This window comes from Dermatophilus sp. B7861-1 (genome assembly GCF_058996045.1).
Window position 1 is genome coordinate 555,059 of sequence record NZ_CM180082.1, and the last position, 12,320, is coordinate 567,378.

A 12,320-nucleotide genomic window follows, 5' to 3' on the forward strand; every position below is an offset into this window, starting at 1 on the left:
CAGGTGTGCTGATTTCACATTGGTTTCCCTTGCTCCCAAGACCAGCGGCCTAAACCTTTTTTCTCTGGTGATGGCTGCGTTCCTAGCGCGCTTCGGTACATGGATTCAACGCGACTCACAATTGAGGAAATATCGTGGTATCGCTTTACATAAGCACGTCCCGCGAAGCCTATTTCTTGGATTCTAGATCGATCTGAAAGAAGTTTTGTTAAGACATCCTCGATATCGTCTTTGCTTGCGCTCACGACTGGTAGGTCAGCAGGGTAGAAGTCACGTCGCCAGTCGCTAATCCAGCAAATCACGGGTTTTGCCATAGCCATGGCTTCTAATGCTGCGACTCCATAGCCTCCAGCAAGGACTTGGTCTATCACGACATCCGACTCAGAAAAAAGTTTTCTCGCTTCAGTATTGGAGACTCCTTCCACCAAAATGATCTCGGCGTCTAGGCGATCTGCAACACGTTCTACTGCTGGAAGGATGGCATCAGTCCCCTTCATTTGTCGCGAAGTGGGAGCATGTGCGATCTTTAATTTGGGTGATGTTCCTGCAGGGTGAGGTTGGAATGAGTCGACATCAATTGCACTAGGGATAAAGTGTACGTGTTCGTAAAAATCTTTAATCAACTCGTACATTTCACAGTCGTGGGCTACTGTGTGTCGAATATGTTTTCCCAAAAATTCTAGCCTGCGGAGAATTCCAAATTCGTCAGGATCTTTCACGGGCATGTCGGGAGCAAAGTTTCTTGATACGCTTAACCGGCGCACGTCTGAGCCAAAGTGATGCATGATTCCCACGGCACCGAAGTTACCTATCTCTAATAGGTCACTGTAATCCATTGCTAGAGTGTGCCCGAAGTAATAGTGGTAAATCTGTGCTTTTCCGTAGGTTTCTTCTGCAACTTGGCGACTAAGAAGCACTCGACTATTTAAATCCTGAATGGATGACATGTCTAACTCAGTGACGCCAACATATTTGAGATAGCTAGGGTAATAATTCAGTGACAACACGTCATGTCCGCGTGATCTCAGTCCTGTGCTCAAAAGGGCCATTTGATTCGCGATCTCAATGGGGCCGTGAACTACTGAAAATTTTTCTTCAGAAATAGCTTTCTGGGTTGTCATCATCAGACGTTCACCTGGAGAGAGTCGTCGGCACAGCGGACATAGGCAGAACCGCACTTGTCGCAGTTCACAGCTCGCCGAGCTCGAATTACTTCAGAGTCAAGGTCTGCGCCGCAGCGACACACCCATCCGTAAATGCGCCCGGGCATACCGCTGACGCGAGTGAAGGCAGGCACATCGCGTGTGAGCACGGACCCCATAGCAACGTGTGCATGGTTACCAACGCGAGTGAACTGCACTAGAGAACTGTTTGGCCCTAGCCAGACCCCATCGCCGATACGGCAGACGCCTGAGATTTCAGTGCTGGCTACGATGGTTGCCCCGCGGCCGATATGAACCATGTGACCGACTTGAACGAGGTTGTCGACCATGGTCTCTTCGCCGATGATTGTTGACTCACCGAATAAACCTCGGTCGATGCAAGTCTGGGAACCGACTGATACGCCGTTTTCTATTAGCACACCGCCAGCGTGAGGAACGACCCTGCGTCGTCCACGAATGTGGCGTACCTGAAATCCGTCTCCCCCGATTACGGCCTGGGCTTTGATTGTTACGTCTGCGCCGATACGGGTTCCTGCATGTAGTACTGCACCTGCCATCACGATGGAGCGTGGTCCGATCGTGACTCCCTTTTCAATCACGGCTGTGGGGTGGATGCAGGCTGTTGGGTCGATGCTGTCTACCCACACACCCCAGGCCCCCTCGTCAATGGAGTCGACCAGCATTTCAAAGAAGACGTTTTCAGGATCTCGGCCTGAAGTGGCTAAGAGAGTCATCTGGGGGATAGGTGGTTCCCATTCTGCGCTGGGTACGATAACTGCAGCTAGATCATGGTGCGCCATACCTAGCCATCGACGGCTTCCGGCGTAGCTGATCGGGGCCCCGCCCATAGGAGCTGTCAGGAGCGCGAAGGCATCGATTTCACGGTCTTCTCCGATAATGCGTAGGTCGTACCGCGCAGCCAATTCGCGGGTAGACATCGGCCCGAAGCGGCGTAGCCCTGGTGCAGACGTAAGGAACGTAGACATGAGGCCTCCTGGCTTGGGCTTGTGTGTGGGAATGCCCTGAGGCATCGACTTTTTCCCTTCGGCACTTCGCTTGGTGTTCTGAGATGTGCCAAGGACCGAATGAACCCGCCTATAAGGATGCATCTGATTTCCTCGCACTAACTCACGAATCCCCTACTCCTGCCGAAAAGGACGGTAGCCCTTGGAATAGGAGACATGAGATGACGACGCGAGAAGCCGTCAAGGCTGTATTTATCCGGGTACTCAATATGCCTGCCGATTCGGATCCAGCTAATTGGAAATTTGCTGAGGTAACGGACTGGGATTCGCTCGCTCACATGGAGCTCGTAGCGTCGTTGGAGGATGAGTTCGGGATTGTGCTGGATACGGATGCAGTCATAGACCTCGATAGCTTCGATGCAGCAGTAGCTATGGTCGAACGCTACGAAAGCACATCATGAGCCGCGTCGTTCTCCTAACGGGGGCCACCGGTGGCATTGGCCACTCAACAGCTGAGTTGCTCGCTGGACAGGGGTGGAATCTTGTTGTGACTGGACGGTCTGAATCAGCGAAGCTCGCGGCAATGTTGCCTTCGACCAGTGGGCAGAACCATCTCGGTGTTGATGACGATTTAACTGATCCTGGGGCTCCGCGTCGAATCATGCAGGCTGCGATTAACTCCTACGGGCGTCTTGACGGTCTCGTTAATGCTGCAGGAATTCTTGGAGACGGGGTCTTGGGAATGATCAGTGACGTGCAGATTGAAGAAGTGTTAAGTGTTAATGTGTCTTCAACTCTCCGTCTCATCCAATTGGCTGCACGCCCACTTGCCAAGACAGCCGGGGCCGTCGTTAACCTCACATCGATCATGGGGACACATGGCGCGGCGACGCAAAGCCTGTATGCCGCTTCTAAAGCGGCTGTTGTCGGTCTCACACGTTCTGCGTCCAAAGAGTTGGCGTCGAAGGGCGTGCGGGTAAATGCAGTAGCGCCAGGGTTCATCGATACACCGATGACAGCAGGGCTGAAACAGTCTGTTCGTGATGAGCGCTTGAGCCAGATCGCCATGGGGCGCGTTGGTAGTCCTACCGATGTAGCGGCCTTAATCGCGTTCCTTCTCTCTGAGAAGGCTTCCTACATCACTGGCCAAGTCATTGGCGTCGACGGAGGAATGGTGCTGTGAGTGTCGATCTTCCCAGCACAGCTTCTGGGTTTGCTGAGATGATTCTTGGTGCAGGAGACAACCGAGCGGTGGCACTGGTCGATCCGCGCACTGAAGAGGCCGTGACCTACTCTGAACTCCGTTCTCGAGTTCGGCAGCGTGCTGACGAATTGGCAGGTGAGCGCGATATTGCTCTCCTTGCAGGCCGCCGTAGTGTCGGGGGAGTAGTTGACTATTTCGCGGCTATGCTCGCCGGTCATGCCGTGCTCGTCTGCGACCCGTTGGCGAGAGATAGTGTTCCCAGGTTGATAGATGCCTACGCTCCTGGGTGGGTTCTCGGCATACCTACACCCGAGTCCACTTCGTACGAGAGGACATCGAGAGGTGATTTGAGGCGCACGACAGTCCTCGACACAGCCCCAGCCGAGGGACTATGCCTCATGTTGAGCACCTCCGGTAGCACAGGAAACCCCAAATGCGTACTCCTCGGTGCAGCCGGACTCTACGACAACACCGATGGCATCGCGGAAGTGCTTCGTATTACTGAATCGGATCGAGCTGTCACAACCTTGCCGTTCTTCTACGGTTACGGACTCTCTGTCCTCCACTCACATCTTTTAGCGGGGGCTTCGCTGCTGCTCGATGACCGCAGCGTTGTCGAACGTGGATTCTGGACAGGCGTCGCTTCGCACCGACCTACCTCGATGCCGGGCGTCCCTTCGATCTACCACCTACTACGGCGGCTGAGGTTCGATCCGGGATCACATGAGTCACTTCGTAAGTTCACTCAGTCTGGGGCATTGCTTGACGCCTCCACGGCCACGGAGTTCGCGCGTCGGGGGCAGGGTAACGGCACGGAGTTGTACCTCATGTACGGACAGACTGAGTCGTCGGCTCGTATTTCTACTCTTCCTCCCGAAGAGGTACTTGATGCTCCTGTTTCTGGGGGGTATCCCTTGCCTCGAACACGCGTCATCCTTACTGAACCGTTTGATCGTGAGCAGGGACAATTGCGTTACTTCAGCCGCAGTGTTATGTGGGGTTACGCTTCGAATCGCGCTGATACCACGTTCGGCGACACGCTCGGCGGGATACTCGACACTGGCGACCTTGCACGAATTGACGCCCGAGGGCGCATCTGGATCACAGGTCGTTTGAAACGGATTGCCAAGGTGCATGGCTTGCGCATCTCGCTTGACGATATCGAACGTCTTCTCGCAGACATTGGTCCTGTAGCAGCGCTGCCCGCCGATGATCAAGTACTCGTCGCCCATGTGTGTGCTGAGAATGACCTTGTGACTAAAACTCTTGGCAATGTCGCTGAACGGCTAGGACTCCGGCCTCGCGATTTGGTTGGACACCTTGTGCCGCAACTGCCAACTACAGCCGTTGGAAAAACCGATTATCTGAGCCTTGCCGCAGCATTAAATACCGAGGATGAACAGTGAAGGACGAGTTGCTGACACGTCCGCAGTTCTCAATTCCGCCGAGCGAGAAGAACACCGTCTTGTGCAGTGAATTGCAGGACCTGACTGAATATCACCGGGAACGATGCGAACCGTATGCCCGCATGCTCTCCATCATGCCTCCTCCGTCTGGCGAAGGATTGGCCGCGATTCCGTTCATTCCTATTTCACTGTTCAAAACCCATCGTCTCCTCAGCATTCCGCAGGAGGAGATTTTCAAGACGTTGACGTCTAGCGGCACTACTGGGCAAGCAGTGAGCCATATCTTCCTTGATCGGCAAACCGCCACACGCCAGAGTCTTGCTCTTACTCGCATCATGGAACGTGTTCTTGGCAGCACTCGACGACCAATGATCATCGTGGACTCTGCTGGCCTCATCCGGGATCGTCGCCATTTTAGTGCTCGAGCTGCAGGCATCGTTGGCATGTTGCCGTTTGGGCGTGACCATTTTTATTGCCTTGACGAAGAGATGAACCTGGATGTCGAAGGTTTGATGCGCTTCATTGACTCGCACCGTGGAGAAGAAACGCTCGTTTTTGGGTTCACCTTCATGGTGTGGAGACACCTGGTCCAGGAGCTGAGGAAGCAGGCGTATGACGTCGATCTAGGCGGTGCGACCCTCATTCATGCTGGCGGATGGAAGAAGTTGCAGTCTGAGTCAGTCTCCAAAGAGGAGTTTAAATGCGTGGCCAGAGAAACCCTAAGGGTCAGAAATATTCACGATTTCTATGGCATGGTGGAGCAAATTGGCTCGACTTACCTCGAAGCCAACGACGGGTACCTTCGCCCGCCGAACTTCGCCGATGTCATTGTGCGTGATCCCGTCTCCTGGTCTCCTGCACCTCCCGGCAAAGTAGGAGTAATCCAGCTACTTTCCCTCTTGCCGACCAGTTACCCAGGTCATTCGATACTGACCGAGGATCTCGGTGTCATCCATGGTGTCGATGAGGGATCCGATGGTTGGGCTGGCACACGACTCGAAATCATCGGGCGCGTACCGCAAGCAGAGCTACGCGGTTGTAGTGATACTCACGCTGCCGCATACACCCTCCGCACAGAGAGGGAAAACAGCTTATGACCGACTCGGTGACTTGGTTGATCCCCCGCGCGGGGAACGAAATAACAGATCTGCGTGGGCGGTTGACGAATGTGCCTTGCCTACCGCCGTTCTCAGATGAAGCTGTGGACTTCTGCGATGTCTTCGCCCGGTCTCTGCGCCCACTAGCTAAGGGAAACCCTGCTCTCGCTTCCCTAGCGTTCTGGGCTCGGCGCGGTCGAATTTTAGAAATGTATGACGACCTTCCGCGTCCGCGTCATGCTCTCACGACAGCTCGTGGGCTGGTTTTCCATATCACTCCGTCTAACGTCGACACGATGTTCGCTTACTCGATGTTGATCTCGATCTTGGCTGGAAACGCCAATGTCATCCGTTTATCAACAGGTAATGGAACTGACAGCGTAGTGATCCTCGATGCGCTCGTGGACACTTTGCAGCGGGGCGAACATCCCACCGTGGCGGCTGGTACGACAATCCTGCAGTATGGGCATGATGACGACGCCACAGCCTTGTTGTCCGAAATGTGCGACGTTCGTGTGATCTGGGGCGGCGACGCCACCATCCAACACGTGCGCAGTATCCCGCTTCCTGCACACGCCACAGAGATTCTTTTCGCTGACCGTGAGAGTCTCGCAGCGATCGGGGCAGCTGCATACCTAGCCGCTGATGATGCTGTCCGGACAGAACTCGTGCGCCGACTGGCGAATGACCTATTCAGCTTCGATCAGATGGGATGTGCCTCACCACGACGATTGGTTTGGGTGCTAGAGACATCTGATGGAGCAATATCAGTTCCTGTCGGAGATTTGCATCAAGACCTGATTCGCCGATTGGTAGTCGAGATACAAGCGCGCAATTACGAAGTGTCGACGGCAGTGGCCCTGCAGAAAATGTCGGCTGCAGCAGGCGCAGCAGCCGACGGTGATGCTATTGCTGTTGATTGGCGGTCTAACGCGCTTGCGATCATTCAAGCGAACTGGCCACTCGAGGCGCCTAACAGGTTCCCCGGTGGTGGGATTCTATGGGCGGGCACCTGTGCACGCTCCACCGATCTCGCAAGTATCGTGACCCGTTCTACCCAAACTCTCACGGTATTCGGAATTCCAGCGATGGATCTAAACGAGCTCGCGAAGACTGCAAATCATCATGGTATCGATCGGATTGTTCCCATTGGTGATGCTTTGTCTTTTGACAATGTTTGGGATGGGTATGATTTGCTGGCACATTTGACCCGAGTGACTCGCGTTCATCCTAGGTAAGGTTAATCTATTGAATCCTTATTTATGCCGACTAGGGAAAGTTGAATATTCGATTAATTTGTTTTAATGGAACAAATTCTGTTACCCCATGGTCTAATTGTTTATGTAGAAATCAGAAAACTGGGATTTGTGTAGAACGGATTCTCTCTTCGGGTGACCTCAAGGGCAGGAACCATTGCATTTTGATCAGTCGATGAGAGCTGCGGTCAAGAAGATTGGCTCAGTCTCTGCATCTGTATGCCGATGAGCGAGTGAGTCCTAATGATCTGAGGAGACCTCGTGTCTGACGAAAAATCTCTATCCGCCATCGCGTCACGTCTTGAAGAGCTTAAAAAGCAGGCAGAGATGGTAGGGGATGGTTGCAAAGCTGCGCCCGTGCGCTTCGTTATCGCAACAGACTGGTCTGATGCTGCCGCGGCGCTGACAGTATTGCGGGCATATGCGGCTGTTTTCCCTAGGGATGCTCCCGTAGAGCTTTGTTTTGCTGTGCCACATGAGCCGGGAGCTGTGGATGAGGAATGCGCAAATATTCTCATCGAAGGTCTCGGCGGTTCAGCAATGGCCAATGTGAGCGTGGCCTCATTTGAAGAAGCAAGCAAAACTCCCTACGATTCCGCGATTGTTCCTACGGGTGACCCCTCGCTACTTATCGCCGAAGTGGGTGGACTCATTACTCGCATGTTCGATATCTCCCGAGGTATGCCCACTGATGGATCTAGTCTTCCTAGTAGGGCAAATAAAGGCGACCTCGGTGCACTGAAAAAACGCTTAGAAGAGTTTTCCGCATGACTGCAAAAGGCTTGCTTCGTCTGGATGTCATCACTGTAGTTCAGCCAGGGGAAACCATTGACGAGGTGAAAAATTTCATTAAGCACGTGCACGATTGGTTTGGTAAGTATCTCAATGGTGTATGCATCTACTATGCCGGTGAAGACTGGGGTGGTATCAGCAGCCATGGTTGGAAAGAGAATGTACGAATCATTCGAGGAATTTGGGATAACGACCTAGGGCGTGCTCGACTTGATGCGCTTAATGTAACTACCTCGGACTGGGCGATTATCCTTGATGTGCATGATTTCCTCTCTGGTAATGTGAGAAATCTTCTAAAGATTCTCGATAATCCTCTTTATGGGTCCGTTGACTATGCCTCTGTCCGGATCAATGTAAGTGAAAAAAAATATCATTTTGGCCGGATCGTTCGTCCTGAGAATATCCATGCGGATGGGTCCCTGTGGGAAACGATTGACACAGGATTCGCTCCGGAGAGGAGTTTCATTGATATTTCTGAAAGCGTTTTTCAGGTAACTTCTCTCTTTTCAAAGTTTCCCTTGCCTGAAGAAAAATTTTCACGGCGCCTCGGGCGACTCAAAAAAGATGCTGATCGTAGTAAAGAGAATGATCGTCAGATCTCCTATGAGATAGCGCAAGAACTCCAAAATCTAGGAGATATTGACGCTGCCTATCAGGAGTACAAGGCGGTTGCTGCTGGAGAGGATATTTGGGCTTGGGCTGCACGCGAAGCATGGGCAGACCTACTCACCAGCCAAAAACGTCTTGAGGATGCTGTGCCACTGCTTGAACAACTCGAATCTGGCCCTAACCCAGAATTCGCAACCTGGCTGCGCGCCAGGTGGTGCATGGCCTCAGGAAAAACAAGCCAAGCACTCGATTTGATGCAACATCTGGAACGTCCTGCACCTACTCTCGGTGCTCCTTTCTCAGAAGAAGCCATTCTTCGGTCTCGGCTACGACTTGCCTATCAGGCTGGACGCCAACACGATGAACTTACCAGCAGACTCGCGCTCCTTGTCGCCGGAATGGAAATTGACGGTGCTGGGAAAAAACTGCTGAAACTATGGGGCAAGAGACGCCCCGAAGAACTCGGTGAAGTAATTCTTGAAGCCCGAACCAACCACCTCGAAGCCATCGCCGACGAATTCGATCGCAGCCCCTACCCGGGAACCCTCGTAGCACGGACTATCCGCGAGCGCCGTCAGCGATACTCTGTTGCTGCCGTCATCATTGCTCGTGACGAAGCACGCTGCATCCAGCGCTGCATCAATAGCATCAAACCATTCGTTGACGAAGTCCTCGTCGCTGATACGGGTTCCGAAGACAACACCGCCGAACTCGCCGAAACAGCCGGAGCCCGCGTCATCCACATTCCCTGGACTGATAAGTTCAGCGAAGCGCGCAATGCAGCGCTCGATGCCGCTGGAGCGGACTGGCATGTGATTATCGACGCTGACGAAGTTATCGCCGCTGGGGGGCGCGAGCTATACGATCTTCACGACCTATCGCCCGAATTTGTTCTCACCGTCAACGTTGTTAGCTCATTCCGCCTTGGTGAAACCATCACTACGGAGAGTGAACCCCAGTCGAGGATTCTCCCCGGTACGGTGCGCTATCGCGGCATCATTCACGCCGCCCCGCAGCATGATCTTCCACTGCGTCAAGTACGGATCACCATCGAGCATGACGGGTACGAGCCAGAACAGCTCGCTAAAAAGCTCCCCAGACGCGAAGAAATGCTACGCGCTGCCGTCGCAGCCGAGCCTGCCGATCCTTATTTGCGGTATCAACTTGGCCGAAACTTAGAAACGCAAGGGCGTCTGCACGAAGCCGCTGAACAGTACGACAAGATCGACCGTAAAACGCTGCCTCCTGAACCGTGGCAGCACATCCTTATCGTGCAATGCGCACATACACTCACCGCGATCAACCGCAGCCTTGATGCACTTACCCTTCTCGGGGAATACACCGATGAGTTTGATCACTCACCGGATTACCACTTCGTTGCCGGTAACGTGCTGCTCGACCTCGCCACCCAGCAGCCAGAACTCGCCGCTGAACTGCTGCCTCAATCCGCCGCAGAATTCCGCCGAGCTCTCGAAATTGGTGAACCCACCGACCTGTTCGGGCATGTCATCGGACGAGGAAGTTACCTGGCTGCGCGCAACCTTGAAATCGTGGAACAAGGATGTCGAGACCTGGGCATAGCCCTACCAGACCACGCATCTACGCCTTCTACGACAAAGACCTCGCAACGTGGCGATGTGAAGGACCTTGCTGCTTTGCCTGATGGATCACTTGATGTGGTGATGATCGTTAAGAATGAAGAAGCACACCTAGCTCAAACACTGGAGTCTTGCGAAAGCTTGCGCCCACTCCTTGGTGAAATCTGTGTTTACGACACTGGATCCACTGACACAACCCGCGATATCGCACGAGCTCACGGCGCAAAAGTGGTCGAAGGATTCTGGGATAACAACTATTCACGCGCCCGCAATGCAGCCGCTGCCATGAGCAACGCTCCCTGGCTGCTTGTGCTAGATGCGGATGAGAGAATATTCGCAAACCCCACTCGTCTCGCACATGAACTCGCTGCAGCAGAAGCCGCTAATGACGTTGTTCTCTACATTGAAGCCGCGCCTACCAGCGCCCCCGGTGAACGCATGCAGGGCAATGAATATTGGATGTCACCGCGCATCTACCGGCCAGATTTAGCCCACTACGCCCGCCCAGTTCATGCCGAACTTCGCGGACTCGACGGCCACCGCTTCAACGAATCAACCGAGTTGGCCCCCGAAACCATTCGCATCGAGAATGATGGATTCGCCGCTTCTCGAACAAAAAACAGTGTGCAACGTGCGTTATCTCTGACAGAAGTTGCCAAGGCTTCCCGGTCAGACACGGCCGATCAAATGGCAGCGCTTGTCGATCAGGCCCGCGCCCAGTGGGGAGCAGGGGATCCAGACAATGCTCGCAAGTCACTCCACGCAGCTATCGCCTTGGACCCCTCCACTACCTATTACCGGTGGGCTTATCAATGGCTTATCCGCATTGAACTCGAAACCGGAAATATTGATGCTGCTGCGCGGGAGCTAGATGTCCTCAAAGGATTCGCTCCTACTGACTCATACACACGATGGCTTGAAGTTCACCTCAAGCTAGCCCAGGGGCAAACCAGCGAGGCTTTACATATCGTGCAATCTCTCGACCAGGTGGTCGATGCGGCAGGGCTGCCGCTATCTCGTGAAGTAGTTGCCGAAGCGCAGCTAGCAGCAGCCAGGCAAACAGATGACGCGCTTGCCATAGCACGAGCACTTCTTCGCTTAGGGAAAGCCCGTAACGATCAAGAACTAGTGCATAAAGCATCTGCTGCGCTGCGCAATGCCTGACTCAGTCAGGTGTTCCAAACACACCGCAAAAAAACACGCAGATCGCTCAGAGGTAGGGCTGCGGGGCCGATGAGCCAGGTGTCGGGGACAAGACCTCGGCACTGTGCCGGGGCTACTACCCCGTCGGGGCTTTCACAGCGGAAGTCCCTCGGGCTCACCACGGATGGGGAGCCCGGACCCGATTCCACGAAGGAGCTTTCACCATGGGTCTTCAGATCAACACCAACGTCGCCGCCCTCAACGCATACCGCAACCTGTCCGGTACGCAAGGCTCGCAGCAGACCTCCCTTGAGCGTCTGTCCTCCGGTCTGCGTATCAACCGCGCTGCGGATGACGCTGCAGGTTTGGCGATCTCCGAGAAGCTGCGTTCGCAGGTCAACGGACTCAACCAGGCCCAGGCCAACGCTCAGGATGGTGTTTCTCTCATTCAGACCGCTGAAGGCGCGATGAACGAGACCCACTCCATGCTGCAACGCATGCGGACGCTGGCTGTTCAAGCTACAAACGACACCAACACGTCGTCTGACCGCGCAGCCATCCAGAAGGAGATCGGGGCGCTCCTCAAAGAGATCGACTCGACCACCACTCGCACGCAGTTCAACGGCATGAACCTGCTGGACGGAACCTTCACCGGCAAAGCCTTGCAGATTGGTGCCAACACCGGCCAGACAATGTCTGTCTCCATCAAGGCGATGAACACTACTGGCCTGAGCATCGCTGGCCTGACCATTACCGGAGCGGCTGGTCTCAAGACTGCCATCGGTAGGATCGACCGTGCTATCGGCAAGATCTCTGACCAGCGTGCCGACCTGGGTGCTCTCCAGAACCGTCTCGACCACACCATCAAGAACCTCGGTGTCTCGAGCGAAAACCTGGCCGCCTCCGAGTCCCGCATCCGCGACACCGACATGGCCAAGGAAATGACGAACTTCACCCGTTCGCAGATCCTGCAGCAGGCCGGTACCGCGATGCTCTCGCAGGCAAACCAGAGCAGCCAGGGCGTTCTGCGTCTCCTGGGCTGATCCGGAGTGATCTGAGAAAACTTCATAACCCTCGAGGGGGCGTA

10 protein-coding genes are annotated in these 12,320 nt (G+C 54.3%); 8 read left to right on the top strand and 2 right to left on the bottom strand.

What is annotated here, in order from left to right:
- Positions 1–14: 14 nt before the first annotated feature.
- Together AC2T9U_RS02300 and AC2T9U_RS02305 are read right to left on the bottom strand one after the other, a co-directional pair.
- A complete protein-coding gene (locus AC2T9U_RS02300) occupies positions 15–1,124 on the bottom strand; it encodes a glycosyltransferase family 4 protein (RefSeq protein WP_493696523.1) in 1,110 nt (369 codons plus the stop codon).
- Positions 1,124–2,149 carry a hypothetical protein gene (locus AC2T9U_RS02305; RefSeq protein ID WP_493696524.1) on the bottom strand — a complete coding sequence of 342 codons (1,026 nt, stop codon included), beginning with the start codon at positions 2,147–2,149 and terminating at the stop codon, positions 1,124–1,126. Before AC2T9U_RS02305 ends, AC2T9U_RS02300 begins: the two co-directional genes overlap by 1 nt.
- Positions 2,150–2,349: 200 nt before the next feature.
- On the opposite strand from AC2T9U_RS02305, the gene AC2T9U_RS02310 reads away from it, so the two are divergent.
- The 8 genes from AC2T9U_RS02310 to AC2T9U_RS02345 all read left to right on the top strand — a co-directional run bounded on the left by AC2T9U_RS02310 (position 2,350) and on the right by AC2T9U_RS02345 (position 12,276).
- Positions 2,350–2,589: an acyl carrier protein gene (locus AC2T9U_RS02310; RefSeq protein WP_493696525.1), complete on the top strand. Its 240-nt coding sequence runs from the start codon at positions 2,350–2,352 to the stop codon at positions 2,587–2,589.
- The gene (locus AC2T9U_RS02315) at positions 2,586–3,311 is read left to right on the top strand and encodes an SDR family NAD(P)-dependent oxidoreductase (protein WP_493696526.1); all 726 of its coding nucleotides are present in this window, start codon (positions 2,586–2,588) and stop codon (positions 3,309–3,311) included. The genes AC2T9U_RS02310 and AC2T9U_RS02315 overlap by 4 nt, the downstream gene beginning before the upstream one ends.
- Complete coding sequence (locus tag AC2T9U_RS02320; RefSeq protein WP_493696527.1) at positions 3,308–4,738, top strand: AMP-binding protein; 1,431 nt, start codon at positions 3,308–3,310, stop codon at positions 4,736–4,738. The genes AC2T9U_RS02315 and AC2T9U_RS02320 overlap by 4 nt, the downstream gene beginning before the upstream one ends.
- The gene (locus AC2T9U_RS02325) at positions 4,735–5,835 is read left to right on the top strand and encodes a LuxE/PaaK family acyltransferase (RefSeq protein ID WP_493696528.1); all 1,101 of its coding nucleotides are present in this window, start codon (positions 4,735–4,737) and stop codon (positions 5,833–5,835) included. Before AC2T9U_RS02320 ends, AC2T9U_RS02325 begins: the two co-directional genes overlap by 4 nt.
- 209 nt (positions 5,836–6,044) lie before the next feature.
- Positions 6,045–7,073 (top strand): acyl-CoA reductase, encoded by a 1,029-nt coding sequence (locus AC2T9U_RS02330; protein WP_493696529.1) that lies wholly within the window; start codon positions 6,045–6,047, stop codon positions 7,071–7,073.
- 279 nt (positions 7,074–7,352) lie between these two features.
- The gene (locus AC2T9U_RS02335; RefSeq protein ID WP_493696530.1) at positions 7,353–7,862 is read left to right on the top strand and encodes a histidine kinase; all 510 of its coding nucleotides are present in this window, start codon (positions 7,353–7,355) and stop codon (positions 7,860–7,862) included.
- Positions 7,859–11,254: a glycosyltransferase gene (locus AC2T9U_RS02340; protein WP_493696531.1), complete on the top strand. Its 3,396-nt coding sequence runs from the start codon at positions 7,859–7,861 to the stop codon at positions 11,252–11,254. Before AC2T9U_RS02335 ends, AC2T9U_RS02340 begins: the two co-directional genes overlap by 4 nt.
- 203 nt (positions 11,255–11,457) lie before the next feature.
- Positions 11,458–12,276: a flagellin N-terminal helical domain-containing protein gene (locus AC2T9U_RS02345; protein WP_493696532.1), complete on the top strand. Its 819-nt coding sequence runs from the start codon at positions 11,458–11,460 to the stop codon at positions 12,274–12,276.
- Positions 12,277–12,320: the final 44 nt, after the last annotated feature.